The 17328-nt window shown below is 68.3% G+C and carries 14 protein-coding genes; 8 read left to right on the forward strand and 6 right to left on the reverse strand.

Translation table 11 applies throughout. The features are described from left to right. Positions 1-105: 105 nt before the first annotated feature. The 3 genes from AM586_RS00775 to AM586_RS00785 are packed head-to-tail and all read right to left on the reverse strand — an operon-like array spanning position 106 to position 1590. The gene (locus AM586_RS00775) at positions 106-438 is read right to left on the reverse strand and encodes a DUF2288 domain-containing protein (protein ID WP_047825920.1); all 333 of its coding nucleotides are present in this window, start codon (positions 436-438) and stop codon (positions 106-108) included. Between the two features lie 18 nt (positions 439-456). After that, on the reverse strand, positions 457-1143 hold the full coding sequence (locus tag AM586_RS00780) for an RES family NAD+ phosphorylase (protein ID WP_047825968.1): 687 nt from the start codon (positions 1141-1143) through the stop codon (positions 457-459). 9 nt (positions 1144-1152) lie between these two features. Continuing rightward, a complete protein-coding gene (locus tag AM586_RS00785; RefSeq protein WP_047825921.1) occupies positions 1153-1590 on the reverse strand; it encodes an antitoxin Xre/MbcA/ParS toxin-binding domain-containing protein in 438 nt (145 codons plus the stop codon). Positions 1591-1742: 152 nt separating this feature from the next. Between AM586_RS00785 and AM586_RS00790 the strand changes: the two genes are divergently transcribed. Continuing rightward, a complete protein-coding gene (locus tag AM586_RS00790) occupies positions 1743-2171 on the forward strand; it encodes a DUF4440 domain-containing protein (protein ID WP_229411214.1) in 429 nt (142 codons plus the stop codon). Between the two features lie 99 nt (positions 2172-2270). Here the strand turns inward: AM586_RS00790 and arfB are convergent, their stop codons facing one another. From arfB to AM586_RS00805, 3 genes are read right to left on the reverse strand one after another with little or no spacing between them, the layout of a single operon-like run. Continuing rightward, positions 2271-2669 (reverse strand): alternative ribosome rescue aminoacyl-tRNA hydrolase ArfB, encoded by a 399-nt coding sequence (arfB, locus tag AM586_RS00795; RefSeq protein ID WP_047825923.1) that lies wholly within the window; start codon positions 2667-2669, stop codon positions 2271-2273. 2 nt (positions 2670-2671) lie between these two features. Beyond that, a complete protein-coding gene (gene recJ, locus AM586_RS00800; RefSeq protein ID WP_109370538.1) occupies positions 2672-4375 on the reverse strand; it encodes a single-stranded-DNA-specific exonuclease RecJ in 1704 nt (567 codons plus the stop codon). Beyond that, entirely contained in the window at positions 4366-5460 is a 1095-nt protein-coding gene (locus tag AM586_RS00805) for a hypothetical protein (RefSeq protein ID WP_229412945.1), read from the reverse strand. Before AM586_RS00805 ends, recJ begins: the two co-directional genes overlap by 10 nt. Before the next feature lie 124 nt (positions 5461-5584). Between AM586_RS00805 and AM586_RS00810 the strand changes: the two genes are divergently transcribed. The 7 genes from AM586_RS00810 (at position 5585) to AM586_RS00840 (ending at position 17328) form a co-directional block, all read left to right on the forward strand. Next, positions 5585-6850, forward strand: coding sequence for a lipoprotein-releasing ABC transporter permease subunit (locus tag AM586_RS00810; RefSeq protein WP_060566865.1), 1266 nt, complete (start codon positions 5585-5587; stop codon positions 6848-6850). 13 nt (positions 6851-6863) lie between these two features. Continuing rightward, positions 6864-7571, forward strand: coding sequence for a lipoprotein-releasing ABC transporter ATP-binding protein LolD (gene lolD / locus AM586_RS00815; protein ID WP_229411215.1), 708 nt, complete (start codon positions 6864-6866; stop codon positions 7569-7571). Between the two features lie 6 nt (positions 7572-7577). Further along, positions 7578-8387, forward strand: coding sequence for a TatD family hydrolase (locus tag AM586_RS00820; RefSeq protein WP_047825926.1), 810 nt, complete (start codon positions 7578-7580; stop codon positions 8385-8387). A gap of 243 nt (positions 8388-8630) precedes the next feature. Continuing rightward, positions 8631-11420: a type VI secretion system Vgr family protein gene (locus AM586_RS00825; RefSeq protein WP_229411216.1), complete on the forward strand. Its 2790-nt coding sequence runs from the start codon at positions 8631-8633 to the stop codon at positions 11418-11420. A gap of 30 nt (positions 11421-11450) precedes the next feature. After that, entirely contained in the window at positions 11451-13118 is a 1668-nt protein-coding gene (locus AM586_RS00830) for an alpha/beta fold hydrolase (protein WP_047825927.1), read from the forward strand. A gap of 235 nt (positions 13119-13353) precedes the next feature. Beyond that, positions 13354-14913, forward strand: a complete 1560-nt coding sequence (locus AM586_RS00835; protein ID WP_047825928.1) for a T6SS immunity protein Tli4 family protein — start codon at positions 13354-13356, stop codon at positions 14911-14913. A 30-nt stretch (positions 14914-14943) separates the two neighbouring features. Then, positions 14944-17328, forward strand: coding sequence for a DNA internalization-related competence protein ComEC/Rec2 (locus AM586_RS00840; protein ID WP_047825929.1), 2385 nt, complete (start codon positions 14944-14946; stop codon positions 17326-17328).

Here is a 17328-nt window from a genome sequence, read left to right on the forward strand (position 1 = left end):
CGTCAAGTCCGCGCACTGTTGCTGTATTGTAATACTTTGTGCGGACAAGCGTAAGCATGATGACTGTGGCGCAGAGACGAAGATGCGAGCGCGCGTCTGGATCGACTAGTGCAGGGTTTCCTTCGAGGCCGCCTTGTCCGGCTGGACCAGCACGAAGGGATTCACGACCGAGGCCCACAAACGGGCGTCGCTGGCCTGCCACTCGAGGGCCTGGGCGTCCGACACCTTCGCGAGCTTGCCTTCGTTCATCCAGCCTGCGATCGCTTCCTTGTCGTCGTGGGCAATGCGCAGGGCCACCTCGACCAGGTCGAGTTCGAGGCTGACGAAAATCACGGCGCCGTGGGCGAAATGGCGCTCCAGCTCGGACCAGTTGATGCGGGCGGTCTCGCGGTTGATCTTGTCGTGCAGTTCGGTGTCTTTCAATGGATCGGTTTTCATGTTCATGCTGTCAAATCGTCAGATGGCGTCGACGGTGGGCGTCGGCGAGCCCGCCCATGTTAACCGATACGCCTGGCCCTTGCGGACATTCCCGACCAGCGCGGGGCGGAAGCAGGCCAGGTTGTTGCCGTCCGGTCGGCGTACGCTGGGGTAGATGATGCCCATCGAGCCCGCGTCCAGCAGTTCGGCCGCCAGGCGCTGCGAGGCGATGTAGCTGTCGGGGTCGAGGCAGGCGGTCCACGCGTCATTGCCGCGCAAATCGTGGAAGCTGGCGGTGAAGTCGGCCAGCAGCGCCTGGTAGCTGACGCTGTCGTCGAAGCAGCCGATTTCCTGGTACTCGACGGTCTTGTGGAAGCTGACCTCGGCCAGCGCGGTCTCGAGTTCGAAGGCGCAGTACCAGGCGCCGCGCTCGGCGTCGTTGAAGCGGCTGCCTTCCGGGCGCGCATAGGTGTAGGCGGCATTGATCATGCGGAAATTCGGTACGCCGAACACCAGTTCGTCCATGCCGATGCCGGGCAGCAGGCCGGACTCGCCGCGCAGGCGGTCATTGGTGGCGTTGTCGAGGTCGAACAGGTCGCGCAGCACGGCATCGTTTTCCGCCAGCGGCGCCAGCACCGAGTCTTCGGCATCGGCGAAGCGGGACGGAATCAGGCGCACGGTGTCGAACTGGCGCAGCGCCGTCAGCCGGGGCTGCACCCTGGCCATGGCTTTCACTCACAGCCCTCCGCGGCGGGCGTCGAGCAGGCGGCGCACGGTCTGCATGGCGAGCAGGCCGCCGGCCAGCATGAAGGCGAGCGGCGAGCGGCCATTGAAGACCGGGTTGCTGTTCGGCAGATGCACCCATTCGTCGGCCAGCTTGTCGCCGTACAGGATGTGCAAGGCCTTGTAGATGCCGAGCAGGTAGGAGATGCGCGTGATGCGGTCGACTTCCAGTACCCGGTCCGGGTTCTTCTTCCACTCGTAGAAGGCGGACGAGGAAACCCCGCCGAGCAGCTCGCGCGCATCGTCGTCGCGCACCTGCCAGGCGCCGGCGAGCTGGAAGAAGCCCAGCAGCGCCGAGCGCGACAGGCGTTCGCGCTCGGCCCTGTCGTTCAGGTCGACCAGCACGGCAGGCTCGAAACGGCTTTTGGGGTAGGCGTAGGCGAGACTCATAGGAATACTCCGGTTATGGACTGTTTATACTCCGCTTCCGGACTCGCTGCAAGTATCTTGTGCAAACGGTATTGCCGTGACAAAATTTTAAGCTCAACACGGGAGGACGCATGCGTCTGCTGTCGATTGGGGTTTTGTGCATCAGTATGTTCATGCTGGCCTTCGCCAGCGCGGCGCGGCCCACGAATGCCGAGCTGAAGAAGCAGGTGGCCGCGGTCGAGCGCGCCTTTGCGGCGACCATGAAGGCGCGCGACCATGCCGCCTTCACCGGCTTCCTGTCCGATGAGGCGGTGTTCTTTTCCGGCCCCGGCAGCGTCCTGCGCGGACGCGAGGCGGTGGCGGATGCGTGGCGTAAATACTACGACGGCGCGCAGGCCCCATTCTCGTGGGAGCCGGAAGAGGTCGAGGTCGTCGAGTCCGGCACCCTGGCCTACAGCGGCGGCCCGGTCTACGACGCCGCCGGCCGCCGCATCGGCCGTTTCAATTCGATCTGGCGCCTGGAAGCGCCGGGCAGGTGGCGTATCGTCTTCGACCGCGGCGAGCAGCCCTGCAATTGCAAGCCCAACATCGACACACCCTGACCCAAACAAAACCGGGGTCAGACTCCGGTTTTTGGCAAAAAACTTTGGGAAATTGCCAGAATCGGGAGTCTGACCCCGGTTTGATGGTGCGTAAGCCTGTTAATCGTTGACCTTGCCCCGCAGCGCCTTGATCTGCCCGCTGCGGCTCTTGGCGTCCAGGCGTCGCCGCTGCGAGCCGCGGGTCGGTCTGGTCGGCCGGCGCACCAGCGGCACCACGGCCGCCTTGTCGATCAGTTCCTGCAGACGCCGCAGCGCGTCTTCCTTGTTGGCTTCCAGGCTGCGCGACTGCTGGGCCTTCAGCACGATCACGCCATCCTCGGTGATGCGGCTGTCGCGCATGGCCAGCAGGCGCTCCTTGATCGCGGCCGGCAGCGAGGAGGCCGCGATGTCGAAGCGCGCGTGCACGGCGCAGGAGACCTTGTTGACGTTCTGCCCGCCCGGTCCCTGGGCGCGGATCGCGCTGAACTCGACTTCCTGCGGATCGATCATGGCGGGCATGGTCAGGCCGGTTCGGCGTGTTCGACCAGCAGCTGGACCTTGGTCACGCCGTTGTACTCGTTGGCGTCGAGCCGGAAGGCCACGCGGGCGCGCTCGCCGAGGGCGGCGGTATTGCCGAACCAGATGGCGTCGTAGCGCCGGCCGTTCCGCTCCAGCAGCAGCTTCAGGTGCTTTTCCTTCAGGATGCGCTGGCTGACCACACGGAACTCGTCGCAGAACACCGGCGGCGCGAAACCCTGGCCCCAGACCTGGCCGTCCAGCAGCTCGATGAACTGCACCGTATAGAAATCGTCTTCCAGCGGACCGTCGGTCTCGACCACGCGCTCGAGCTGGGCCTCGCTCAGCCAGGCGCGGCCGACCGCTTCGAAGGCCTCGCGGAAGGTGTCGAAGTGTTCGAGCCGGAGCGACAGGCCGGCCGCCATCGCGTGGCCGCCGAACTTGTCGATCAGGCCGGGCACGCGCTTGGACACCAGGTCGAGCGCGTCGCGCAGGTGGAAGCCCGGGATCGAACGCCCCGAACCCTTGATCCAGCCCTCGCCGCTCGGGGCGAAGGTGATGGTCGGCCGGTAGAACTTCTCTTTCAGGCGCGAGGCGACGATGCCGATCACGCCCTGGTGCCAGCCGTCGTCGAACACGGCGATGGTGCTGGCGTCCGCCGGGCTGAAGTCGTCCAGGTGCAGCAGGGCGGTGTCCTGCATCTCGGCTTCGATCTCGCGCCGCTTCAGGTTGATCTCGTTGAGCTGCTGGGCGATCTCCCAGGCGCGGCCTTCGTCGTCGGTGACCAGGCACTCGATCCCGAGCGACATGTCTTTCAGGCGGCCGGCGGCGTTCAGGCGCGGGCCCAGCGCGAAGCCGAGGTCGAAGGGCGAGGCGCAGCGCGCTTCGCGGCCCGATACCCGGAACAGCGCGGCGATCCCGGCATGCATGCGGCCCGCGCGCATGCGCTTCAGGCCCTGGGCGACGAGGATGCGGTTGTTGGTGTCGAGCTTGACGACGTCGGCCACGGTGCCGAGCGCCACCAGGTCGAGCAGCGAATCCAGCTTCGGCTGCGAGGCGGCGTCGAACACGCCGCGCTTGCGCAGTTCGGCGCGCAGGGCCAGCAGCACGTAGAATACGACCCCGACCCCGGCCAGGTGCTTGCTGGGGAAGCCGCATTCGGGCTGGTTCGGGTTCACGATCACGCGCGCGTCCGGCAGGGCGTCGCCCGGCAGGTGGTGGTCGGTCACCACCACTTCGATGCCGCGCGCGCGGGCCGCCTCGACCCCGTCGATGCTGGCGATGCCGTTGTCGACCGTGATGATGATGTCGGGCGACTTTTCACGCGCGGTCAGCTCGACGATTTCCGGGGTCAGGCCGTAGCCGTATTCGAAACGGTTCGGCACGATGTAGTCGACCCGCGCGCCCATCGCGCGCAGGCCGCGCAGGGCGGTCGCGCAGGCGGTGGCGCCGTCGCAGTCGTAGTCGGCGACGATCGTCATCTTCTTGCCGGCCGCGATCGCGTCGGCCAGGTAGCCTGCCGCGGCGTCGATCTGCATCAGGGCGGCGGGCGGAAGCAGGGCCTGCAGTTCGCTGGCCAGCTCGCGCGGGTCGGTCAGGCCGCGCGCGGCGTACACGCGGGCCAGTACCGGGTGGATCCCGCCCTGGGCGAGCTGCTCGGATTGGCGGCCGGGGCAGGGACGGATGGCAATACGGGTTTTCACTTCAATGCTTCCAAAGTCGGACGGCGCCAGAACTTGCGCTGGGCCATCGGGGTCGTCGTGGTGTCGAGATGGGCGTCGCGGTGGCTCAGCACCAGGCGCAGCGACTTGATGCGGCCCGCCTTCAGGGCCGCGAGCAGGGGCGCGAACAGGACCTGCTCGAGGGCGTGCATTTCCTGCAGCCAGGCGTGCCAGTCTGCCGCGAGGGCGGCGGCAGTCACATTCCCGCAGACCAGCAGGCGGCCGTTCGCCGCGGCGCCGGCCGCAAGCAGCTTGTCGGCGATGCCGGACAGGCCGTCGAGGCGCTGGTCGGCCAGCGCCGTCAGCCAGCCCGGCGTGGCGTAGGTGCTGAGCGCCGGCGCCGGCCCCAGCTTGCCGGCGGCGCGCGCCACCAGCTTCTGCGCATGCTCGGCGGCGACGCTGGCGGCGCCCCATGGCCAGATCGCGTTGACCGGCGCCTGGCCGCGGCTTTCGCGCGCGGCGTTCACCGGATGGGTGTACCAGCTCACCTGGACCTCGTTCTGCAGCTTGCGGAAGGCGCGCGCCTGGGGGCCGGTCGGGACCCAGTCGGTCAGGTTCATGCCGATCGCGGCATCGGGGCTGGCGGTGTGGATGCCGTCCCAGTCGTCGGCGCGCAGGAACCAGGTGTCCGGGGCGCCGTACAGCAGCGCATGGCCGGCCTCCTCGCAGCAGGCGCGGGCGCTGTCGAACAGCTGCCGGCCTTCGTCCTCGCGCAGGTCGAGCTGGCGCGGGTCGCCCATCATCAGGTGGCTGTGGGCGATCTGGATGTGCGCCGGGTTGACGACGAACCAGGTGCCGTCGCCGGGATCGAGGCCGTAGCCGCGCATGCAGCTGGCGGCCAGGCCGGGCGCCACGCCGTTCGCCAGCCCGAGCGTGCGGGCGATCCACAGCTCGTGCGGCAGCACGCGCGCGGTCGGCGCCAGCGGATGCCGCGCCGCGCTCGATGTCCGCGACAACAGCGCCGCCAGCGCCGGCGCCTCGAGGGCGCGGATCAGGTCGGAGGCGAATTCGGGAGCGGGAAGGGCGAACGGCAGGACGAGCGAAATATGGGCCATGCCCGTATTGTAGGCCAAATGGCGGCTCCAGGAGAACCGCTGCTTCCGCACTGGCAATTTGAATGTCAATCGTGACAACCCCTCACATTGATGAGCGTTGTATGGCACACTGCGGGCCTAAGCAGCATTTACCCCGGAGCCCATGAGCATCATCCACAAATTGCCGTACGAATGGCTGGTCGGCCTGCGCTACACGCGTGCCGGCAAGCGCAGCAGCCGCAACAGTTTTATCTCCTTCATCTCGCTGATTTCGCTGTCCGGTATCGCGCTCGGGGTGGCGGCGCTGATCGTCGTGCTGTCTGTCATGAACGGCTTCCAGAAGGAGGTGACGGACCGGATGCTGTCGGTGCTGGCCCACGTCGAGGTGTTCGACGCCAGCGGCTCGATGCCGAACTGGCGCCAGGCCGAGCAGGAAGCCTTCCGCAACCCGGCCGTGCGCGGCGCCGCGCCCTTCGTCGAGACCCAGGGCCTGCTGGTGCGCGACGACGTCATGAAGCCCGCGGTCATCCGCGGCATCCTGCCGGAGGAAGAACACAAGGTCTCGGACGTCGGCCGCCAGGTGCGCCAGGGCAGCCTGCAGAACCTGCGCCCGGGCGAGTTCAACATCGTGCTCGGCTACGTGCTGGCGCGCTCGCTCGGGGTCGGCATCGGCGACAAGGTCACCATGATGCTGGCCCAGGCCCAGACCACCCCGGCCGGCATGGTGCCGCGCACCCGCAGCTTCAACGTGGTCGGCATCTTCGAGGCCGGCCATTACGAATTCGATTCGAGCATGGCCTTCGTCCACCTGCAGGACGCCGAGCGCATGGAGCGCCTCGACGCGCCAGGCGGACTGCGGCTGCGCATCGCCGACATGCACCAGGCGCCGCTGGTGGCGGCCGAGCTGAAGAAATCGATGTCGGGCGACCTGGTGGTGCGCGACTGGTCCAAGCTGAACGCCAACTGGTTTGCCGCCGTCCAGACCGAAAAGCGGATGATGTTCATCATCCTGACCCTGATCATCGCCGTGGCCGCGTTCAACCTGGTGTCGTCGCTGGTGATGACGGTGACCGACAAGCAGCCCGACATCGCGATCCTGCGCACCCTGGGGTCCTCGCCGCGCTCGATCATGAAGATCTTCATGATCCAGGGCGCCGTGGTAGGCATCCTCGGCACGCTGGCGGGCGTCGGCCTGGGCGTGCTGGTGGCCCTGAACATCGACGTGATCGTGCCTTTCATCGAGCACCTGTTCGGGATCCAGTTCCTGTCGAAGGATATTTACCTGATCAGCGAAATCCCGTCGGATATGCGCTGGCCGGACGTTTTCAAGATCGGCGGCGTGTCCGTGCTGCTGGCATTTGCGGCGACGCTCTACCCGAGCTGGTCGGCCTCGCGCGTGAAACCCGCGGAAGCCCTCCGGTATGAATGACATGCAGACTACCATGACGAATACCATGAACACGACGGCGCTGGCGCCGGTCCTGTCCTGCCGCGGCGTCGGCAAGACCTTCCGCGAAGGCGACTACGCGGTGCAGGTGCTGGACAATATCGATTTTTCCATCAGCCGCGGCGAACGCGTGGCCATCGTCGGCGCTTCCGGTTCCGGCAAGTCGACCCTGCTGCACATCCTCGGCGGCCTCGACACCCCGAGCGGCGGCGCCGTGGTCCTGCAGGGCGAGGATTTCGCCGCGCTGTCGGAAAGCCGGCGCGGCGAGCTGCGCAACGCGTCGCTCGGCTTCGTCTACCAGTTCCATCACCTGCTGCCGGAATTCTCGGCGCTGGACAACGTCGCCATGCCGCTGATGATCCGGCGCATGAAGCGCGAGGACGCGGTGGCGCGCGCCGAGGCCATGCTGGCGCGCGTCGGCCTGGCCAAGCGCGCCATCCACCGTCCCGGCGAACTGTCGGGCGGCGAGCGTCAGCGCGTGGCCCTCGCGCGCGCGCTGGTGACGGAGCCGGCCTGCGTGCTGGCCGACGAACCGACCGGCAACCTCGACCACACCACTGCCGAGACCATCTTCGACCTGATGCTGGAGCTGTCGCGCACCCTCGGTACCGCCTTCGTGATCGTCACCCACGATCCGGAACTGGCGCGCCGCTGCGACCGCGTGCTGCGCCTGACCGAGCACGGACTGCAGCCGGAGAACTGAAGGGCCATGTGGATCGACACCCACTGCCACCTCGACGCCCACGAATTCGGCGCGCTGCCGGACTCGCTGGCGGTGGCCGCGCGCGCGGGCCAGGGCGGGGTGTCGATGATCGTGATCCCGGCCGTCGCGAGCGGCAACTTCGGCGTGGTCAGGGAGCTCGCGCACGCGGCGCCGAATGCCTGCTATGCGCTCGGCATCCACCCCATCTACGTGCCCCGGGCGCAGGAAGCAGACCTGGCGCTGCTGCGCCGCCTGGCCACGGAGGCGATGATCGACCCGCGCTTCGTCGGCATCGGCGAGATCGGGCTGGACTTCTTCATCCCGATGCTGTGCGAGCCGGCCATGCGCGACAAGCAGGAGCATTTTCTCCGCGAGCAGCTGCGCATCGCGCGTGACCTCGGGCTGCCGGTGCTGACCCACGTGCGCCGCTCGCAGGACCAGGTATTGAAACACGTACGGCAGATCCGGCCGGCGGGCGGCATCGCGCACGCCTTCAACGGCAGCTTCCAGCAGGCCAGCAACTTCATCGACCTGGGCTTTCGCCTCGGCTTCGGCGGCGCCATGACCTTTACCCGCGCGCTGCAGATCCGGCGCCTGGCGCTGGAGCTGCCGCTCGACGCCATCGTGCTGGAAACCGATGCGCCGGACATCGCCCCGAGCTGGCTCCATCCGGGCCGCAACAGCCCCGAAGAGCTGCCGGCGATCGGCCGCATGCTGGCCGAGCTGCGCGGCATGCCGGAAGAGGCGGTCCGCGCCGCCACCGGACAAAGCGCGTTGGCCGCGATCCCGCGCCTGAAAAACCTGCTCGCATCTTGAACCCCGTCTAATGCCGCACGCATGCGGCCACCCGGCGCGCATGGTGTCGCCGCGCGCGCCTGGCGGGAGCGCGGGGTGCGCCCCGGGCCCCGATGCGCTCCGGATCCAGGCGCACGCGACCATTCTCGCCGGCTGAAGTTCCGCCTTGATGCGCCCTAAACCCTATGATTCTCGGCAACGGATTGCCGGACCAGGCGTGGAAGAATGGGTGCTCCTGCCGCAGTGCGGCATGCCTGAGGAGACATGGTGGAGAGCGCGAGCGAGTTCCTGCGGGGCCTGCAGATCGAACAGTCCCTGAGCACGGCCCATCGGCCCCTGCGCCTGCGCCTCGCGCACGCCGGCCAGCTCGCCGACAACATCCTGCTGCCCCAGCGGGTGGTCGGCAGCGAAGCGGTCTGCGGCGGCATCGAGTACCGCATCGCCTGCCTGGCCGGCAGTCCGCACCTGCCGCTCAAGGAACTGATCGCGCTGCCGGCCGAGCTCCAGTTCGTCACCGACCGCGGCCAGGTGCGCAGCGTGTGCGGCCTGGTGACCGAGGCGCGCGCCGGCGATTCCGACGGCGCCCTGACGGCCTACGAGCTGGTGCTGCGGGACGTGTTCGCGGTCATGGAAAAGCGCAGCAACAGCCGCGTGTTCCGCGACCAGAACGAAATCGGCATCGTGCAGCTGCTGTGCGACGAGTGGCGCCATTCCAGCACCGTGCTGGCGAACGCCTTCGAACTCGAGATCGACCCGCTGCTCGACCCACGCCAGTACCCGCCGCGCGAGCAGACCATGCAGTACAACGAATCCGACGCGGCCTTCCTGCGCCGCCTGCTGAAGCGGCGCGGCATCGCCTGGGTATTCCGGCCGGGGCGCAGCCGCAACAGCGCGGTCGACCCGGCGCACGACAGTACCCCGGCGCACACGCTGCTGCTGTTCGGCGACGCCGGCAGCCTGCCGCGCAACGCCGCCGGCAGCGTGCGCTACCACCGCGACGGCGTCGCGGGGGGCCGCGACACCGTCACCTCCTGGACCGCGGCGCGGCGCCTGCAGCCGGGCGTGACCACCCGTCACAGCTGGGACTACAAGAACCCGGGCGGCCCGCAATTCATGACCGCGAGCAGCCGCAGCATGGCCGACCAGGGCCCGAGCGGCAACCAGCTCGCCGCCACCCTCGACGACTACCTGATCGAGATGCCGCATGCCGGCAACGACGTCGAAGACCACTGGCGCCTGGGCCATGTGCGAATGAGCCGCCACGAATTCGAATCGAAGTGCTTCCACGGCGAGGGCAGCGTGCGTGACTTCTGCCCCGGCCAGTATTTTGCGCTCGAAGACCATCCCGAGATCGACACCCATCCCGCCCCGGAACGCGAGTTCGTGATCACCGAACTGCGCGTGGTGGCCGACAACAACCTGCCGCGCGACCTGGCGGCGCCGGTGTCGAAACTGCTGGGCGTGGACGGCGTGGGGCCGACGCCGGACGCCGGCGGGCGGGTGCGGGTCGCCTTCACGGCGGTACGGCGCGGCATCGCCATCGTGCCTGCCTTCGATCCGCGCACCGACCTGCCGCACCCGCAGCTGCAGAGCGCGATCGTGGTCGGCCCGGCCAACGAGGACGTGCATTGCGACGCCCTGGGCCGGGTCAAGATCCGCTTCCCCGGCATGCGCGCCGCCGACCACGAACATGCGCACGGCGCCGGCGCCTCCGGCAGCCCGGCCGATTCGGCCTGGGTGCGGGTGGCCTTGAACTGGGCCGGCAACGGCAGCGGCAGCCAGCACCAGTCCGGCGCGCTGGGCCTGCCGCGCGTCGGCACCGAGGTGCTGGTGGCCTTCCTGGGCGGCGACCCGGACCGCCCCATCATCCTGGCCCAGCTGTACAACCAGCGCGCCAACCCGCCGGCCTTCAAGGGCGCGGGCAGCCTGCCCGGCAACCGCTACCTGTCCGGCACCCGCACCCGCGAGATCGGCGGCGGCCGCGGCAACCAGCTGCGCTTCGACGATACGCGCGGCCAGATCAGCGCCCAGCTGGGCAGCGACCACGGCGCCTCGGAACTCAACCTGGGTTACCTGACCGAGCCGCGCGACCATGGCGCCGGCCGCCCGCGCGGCGAGGGCGCCGAGCTGCGCAGCGAGCTGTCGGTGGCGGTGCGCGGCGCCCAGGGCGTGCTGATCAGCGCGGAACCGGGCGAGGGCGGCGCCGGCAGCCTGCTCGGACGCGGCCAGCTGGTCGGCCTGGCCGACGTCATGCAGGGCATCCTCGACGAAGTCGGCAAGCTGGCGGCCGTGCACAATGAAGACGAGCCCTCGCAGCAGCGCCTGGCCGCCCTGGTGGACAAGCTGAAACGCTGGCACGAGGGCGGCAACGTGGCGGACGGCGCCGAAGGCGGCGCGCCCATCGTCGCCGCCAGCGCCCCGGCCGGCGCGATCGTCGCCAGCAGCGACAACCTGGCGCTGGGCGCCGCCAGCAAGATCGACGTGGTCAGCGCCGGCGACGCCGAGATCTCGACCGGCCGCAACATCTTCCTGCGTGCGGCGCGCGGCCTCAGCATGTTCGCCCACGAGCTGGGCATGAAGCTCGGCGCCGGACGCGGCGACATCGTGCTGCAGACCCACCTCGGCAACATCCAGATCAAGTCCTCCGGCCGCATCAGCCTGATCGCCGCCGAGCGCATCGAACTCGAAGCGCCGGCGGTGAAGATCATCGCCCCCGGCGCCACCACCGACTGGGCCGACGGCAAGATCACCCACCAGAGCAGCAGCCAGCAGATCCACAAGGGTTCCGACTTCATGTACTTCGGCCCCGGCGGCGCCAGCCCGAAGGACGTGCGCATGCCGAGCTCGCACCTGCACACCGACGAGTACGTGGTGCTGCGCCACCTGCAGACCGGTGCCCCGATCCCGAACCAGCGCTACCGCGCCACTTTCGAGGACGGCCGCACGATCACCGGACGCACCGACGACCAGGGCCGGACCTCGCTGCTGATCGGCGAAATGATCGGCGGCGTCGACATGGCCTACCTGCCGGAAGAAGACGATCCGGCCGCCTGAGCCGGACGATACCCATAACAAGGAGTACGCATGCCTGATCCGACCCGCCCATTGCCGAACCTCGTGCCCCAGCCGGACGGCAGCTGGACCGGCCGCACGGTGCTGACGCCGACGGCGCTCAAGACCCGTGGACTGTTCACGATGCCGCCGTCGAAGGTGGTGCCGGTGATCGTGGTGCCGGGGATCATGGGGAGCAATCTGCGGGCCACGAAGGATCCGGGCAGGCCGCAGAACATGGCGCTCAGGCGCGCCGAAGCGGCCTGGCGGCCGCCGAACGGCAGCGCCGAGGGCATCCTGGCTTATTACACCTGGAAGGCTCGCGATGCATCGGCCAGGCAAAAGATTTTTGATGGCGAAGCGCTCGAAGTGGATGACCAGGGCGACATCCACCTTCCGGTCGACGCGCGCAATTACGGCACGACCGAAGGGGAGGTGCGCAAACGCCATTGGGGCGAAGTGCATTGGGAGTCGTATGGCAGGCTGATGCACGCACTGGAAATCGGGCTGAACCATACATTCGAGATGGATGCGCTGGATAAGGTACGGGTCGTATGTCGCCACTGGAGGCAGGTCATGGCCTGCGATCCCGCCCGATGGGGTGTGCGCAGCGTGGAAAAGATCACGGAAAAAGAGTTGGAGAAGCACGCCGGCTACTATTTCCCGGTGTACGCCTGCGGCTATAACTGGCTGGCGTCCTGCGAAGATTCGGCCAGGCGCCTGCGCGCGCGCATCGAAAGCATCATCGCATTCTGGACCGGGCGTAAGCGCGAGTGCAAACAGGTCATCCTCGTGACGCATTCGATGGGCGGCCTCGTCGCGCGCGCCTGCGCAAAGCAAATCCCCGATCAAATCCTCGGTGTGATCCATGGCGTCATGCCGGCATTCGGCGCGCCCGCCTGTTATCGCCGCATCGCTTGTGGAACCGAAGGATGGAGTCCCAGCAATGGCCCTGCCGCTAACCTTGAAGCTGGCGTGCTCGCGGATATCCTCGGCGCGCGTCCGGAATTGACGATGCCGGTCATGGCGACAGCGCCGGGTCCGCTGCAACTCTTGCCGAACCATCTGTATCCGCGGCCATGGCTGCATGTATGCCTGTTTAGCCGCGTGAATAATAAAGACGTTCCGCGCGATGTGGTGCATATGCCGAGCGGAAATCCATACGATCTTTATCGTGATACCGAATCGTGGTACAGGCTGATCGATCCGGGTTTGGCTGACCCGGCCGGCAAATATAAGGGCGAATTTGGCGTCAAGGAGAGAATTCGCAAAGCACTGAACAGCGCTGAGCGGTTTCATCGTGAATTGCTCGATACTTATTACCATCCGAGAACCTATGCCTTTTACGGGGCCGATCCGGCGTACCTGGCGTTTGGCGCGGTGCGTTGGGTTGCACGGGATCCGGCGAATGGCGCGGTGTTCACCGAAGCGAACCTGCGCAAGGCGGTGTTCACAAGTTATCGGGAAACGGTGGGGCGACGGGTCAAGGTCGAGGGCAAGACGTCATTGGAGTTCGTACCGGCTCGCCAGGATGCGAGTGGCGATGGCACGGTGCCGCAGCAGTCCGGCGCCGGGCCACAAGGGAAGATTAAACAATTATTCGAGATTCGCGGATTAGACCACCAAAAAACCTTCAATGATGAAGCAGTCCTGCTGCTGACCCAGCACCTCGTCGCAAAGTTGGTACAGGAGTTGCCATGACATCGGCATGTGGCCGTGAATGGCGTCAAGCTGTCGTGCTGCCAGCAAGCATTGTCTGTGCTGGCAGGCCGGGCGGCCATCCTCTCATCGTCAAGCCATTGCAGAATTTGCTATGACGCCAATGAGGAAATGCGGGTGGCGAGAACTCATTGTTCTCTTGGCAGCCCTTGCCTGCGCGGGAAGTTGGGCAGCCAGCCAGGTCCGGAGTATGAGGGACAGATCCGAGGTGGCAAAAATGACGGAGAACATGAAAACCGTATGCGTCGGCCGCTACCTGGTCGATGTGCCCGGTGAGGCGGAAGTCGGTTTTTCGGGCAGCATGCTGGACGGATTCGATATCGTCACCAGGGAAGAGGACGAAGCTGCATTCCGTCAGCGGATTGCAGGCCGGGAGGCCGAGATCAGGTCGCAGGCAGCCGATGGCGGCATGGAATCGGCGCGCGACCTGCATGTCCCGGGCCTGGTTGGACGAAGCCTGGTGTATGGACGCAGCCGCGGCTATCTGATGGAAGGGGAACGTCGGGTTTACCTCGAGTCGGTATCGGTCGAGGTGCACGCGCACATCCGGGGCCTCAGTCTTTCGCTGACGGCGAAGTCGACCGCGGAGTCCAGTGCAAGGGAAGCCGAAGCACTGCTCGCCCGTCTACAGGTCCGCAAGGACGACGAAATTCCAAGCGTTCCAGGATTTTGCGTGCCGCGGGCAGTGTTCGTGGACCCGCTTCCCGCGCATACCAACGAGCACATCGTCATGCATCTCGGGCTGCCCGAGCATCCCGATCTCAGCCTTACTCTCGCGAGCCTTGCAGGAACGCGGCCCGGCCCGAGCCTGCTTGCCCGCATCGCCGACGTGGACGCGTCCACCAGCGCGGATATCCTGTCACGCATGTCGAAGCTGCGTGAAGGGAAGCGCAACATCAACGGGGTCGACGGCGAAGAAGTGCTGCTGCGGGCGCGCGAGTTCAACTTCACGACAAGCTACGGGTTCAACTGGGAGGCGCGTGGCGCGACCGATGATCCGGTGCAGCCACTGCTTTCGCTGGAACTGCGGACAGGGATCAGTGAACGTGCGGGTGGCAAGCCTGTCGACACCAGTCTCCACGAAGACGCCTTGCTGGCACTGTGGAACAGCATCGCGTCGAGCATTCGTTTGCGTAAGAACGGTCCGCCGCCGCCGGGATCCGGTCCGCTACCGGAACCGGAGAGCCCGCAACCGGGTGCAATGGCCAGGGCCGGCGACGTCTGTCCCCAGTCCGGCTGGTGGCGCTGCGCCGAGGGCGGTGACGGTGTGGACGTGCACGGCGGCCAGGTGCAGTACCTCCGTCAGGGAGAGCGCATGCCGCAGGCACTCCTGCTGCCGCGCCAGTCACTGTGGCAAAAGCTCAAGCGGATCCAGCCCAGCGTGGAAAGTACGCAGCCGACCGCCTGGACCCTGGTGGACAAGCGCTTGCGCCCACGCACCCCGGCGGCGGTCGCCCTGGCGCCTGCCGGGGCGTCGACCGGCAGCGCGTCGATTGCCGATGCCACGGCGCCGCCGGCTGCTCCCGGAACCCGTGCCCGTACCGGCGAAGCCTGTCCTGCCAGCGGCTGGTGGCGCTGCGAGGAATCGAACGCGCTCGACGGCACGCGCTGGTTCGCGCGCGGGGCTTTGCTGCCGGCCGCCACCTTCCAGGTGCCGGCCGGCGTCTTTGCGAAGTCTGCCGGACCGGAGCTGATCCGGCGCCGCAGCGGCTGGCAGTTGATGCGCCACGCCGACGCAGCGGCGTTGCGCCTCGACGGGCCGCCCGCCCTGGTCTGAGCTGCCGGCAAGGGACCCTGACCCGACACCATGCGCAGCGCCATCCTTGGCTTCACGGCCGGCGTGCTGGCGCTGCAATCCTCCGCCGCCTTGCCGTCCGCCGCCCTCATGCTCGCCTGCGCGGCCGGCGCCGTGCCGTGCATCCTTCTCGCCCGCTACGCCGAACGGACCCGGGGCACGGCATGCCTCGCCGCCTGCGCCGGCGTCTTGCTCGGCTACGCCTGGGCAGCATGGCTGGCCCACCAGGCCCTCGCGCCGGCACTGGGCGCCGCCGACGAAGGCCGCGACCTGAGCGTTGTCGGCGTGATCGACAGCCTTCCTTACCGCTTCGAGCAGGGCCTGCGCTTCAACCTGCTGGTCGAACGCAGCGACACGCCCGGCGCCACGGTCCCGCCGCGGATCGCGCTGTCCTGGTACGCCGACCGGCGCGGCGAGGCGGGCCTGCCCGAGCGCTTGATGCCCGGCGAACGCTGGCGCCTGACGGTGCGCCTGCAGCGCCCGCACGGCAACGCCAATCCCGGCGGCTTCGACTACGAGGCCTGGCTGCTGGAGCAGGGTGTGCGCGCCACCGGCTACGTGCGCCCGGCGCCGGGCAACGCGAAGCTGGATCCGTTCGTGCCGCGTTTCGGCACATTCGTCGAACGCAGCCGCGCCGTGCTGCGCGAGCGCATCCTGCGCGCGCTCGACGGGCGGCAGTACGCGGGCGTGATCGTCGCGCTGGTGATCGGCGACCAGCGCGGCATCGACCAGTCGGACTGGCAGGTCTTCAACCGCACCGGCATCGGCCACCTGATCTCGATCTCGGGCCTGCATATCACGATGGTCGCCGGGCTCGCCGCGCTGGGGGTGTCGAGCCTGTGGCGGCGTTCCTTCTTCACCGGCCTCCAATTGCCGCTGCGACTGCCCGCGCAGAAGGTGGCGGCGCTGGCCGGGGCGCTGGCCGCGCTGCTGTACGTGCTGCTGGCCGGCTTCGGCGTGCCGGCCCAGCGCACGCTCTACATGCTGGCGGTGATCGCGCTGGCGCTGTGGCTGGGCCGGCTCTCGAGCGTGTCGCACGTGCTGTGCGCGGCGCTCGGCGCGGTGCTGTTGCTCGATCCGTGGGCCGTGCTGTGGCCGGGCTTCTGGCTGTCCTTCGGCGCGGTGGCGGTCATCCTGTTCGGCGGCCACGGCAGGATCGCCGCGCGCGCGCCGGGCTGGCGCGAGAAGCTGCGCGCGGCCGGCCGCACCCAGTGGTCGGTGACGCTGGGGCTGGTGCCGCTGTCGATGCTGCTTTTCGGCCAGGTGTCGCTGGTCAGCCCGCTGGCGAATGCGGTCGCGATCCCGCTGGTGAGCTTCGTGGTGACGCCGCTGGCGCTGCTGGGCAGCCTCTTGCCGGAACCCCTGTGCGGCTGGCTGCTGCTGCCGGCGCATGCCGTCGTCGCCGGGCTGGCGGGCGCCCTCGGCTGGCTGGCCGCGCTGCCGGCCGCGGTATGGCGCGCGCCCGCGCCGCAAGCCTGGCTGTTCCTGCTGGCGCTGGGCGGCACGCTGTGGATGCTGATGCCGCGCGGCTGGCCGCATCGCTGGGCCGGCGCCACGGCTTGGCTGCCCTTGCTGTTGCAGGTGCCGGCGTATCCCGAGCATGGCGCCTTCCGCGTCACCGCCTTCGACGTCGGCCAGGGCATGGCGCTGCTGGTCGAAACCGCCGGCCACCGCCTGCTCTACGACACCGGCCCCGGCTACGCACCGGGCGCCGACGCCGGCAGCCGGGTGCTGCTGCCTTACCTGCGCATGCGCGGCATCGGCGCGCTCGACGGCATGGTCGTCAGCCACGGCGACACCGACCACACCGGCGGCGCGCTGGCGCTGCTGGCCGAGCAGCGAATCGGCTGGGTGGCGTCCTCGCTGGATGCCGGCCATCCGATCGCGCGCGCGGCGCGGCGCCACCTGCATTGCGCGGCCGGCCAGCGGTGGGAATGGGATGGCGTGCGCTTCGAGATGCTGCATCCGGCCGCGTCGGTCTACGCCGATGCCGGTCCGAAGGCGAACGCGCGCAGCTGCACGCTGCGGATCGGGAACGGGCGCACGGCGATCCTGCTGGCAGGCGACATCGAAGCGGCCCAGGAAGCGGCGCTGGTGAGGACGGCCCCGGAAAGCCTGCGCGCCGACGTGCTGCTGGCCCCGCACCACGGCAGCGGCACCTCGTCGACCGAGGCCTTCCTGCAGGCGGTGCACCCGGCCGTCGGCGTGTTCCAGGTCGGCTACCGCAACCGTTACAAGCATCCGAAAAAAGAGGTCTACGAGCGCTACGGCCAGCTCGGCATCGAGCGCCTGCGCACCGACGAACTGGGCGCCGTCACGCTCGACTTCGACGGCGCCGTTGCGCACCAGGCCTACCGGACAGCGCACGCCCGCTACTGGAGCGCGCCGCCGCCCTAG

This window comes from Massilia sp. WG5 (assembly GCF_001412595.2).
In the GTDB taxonomy this organism is placed as follows: domain Bacteria; phylum Pseudomonadota; class Gammaproteobacteria; order Burkholderiales; family Burkholderiaceae_D; genus Telluria.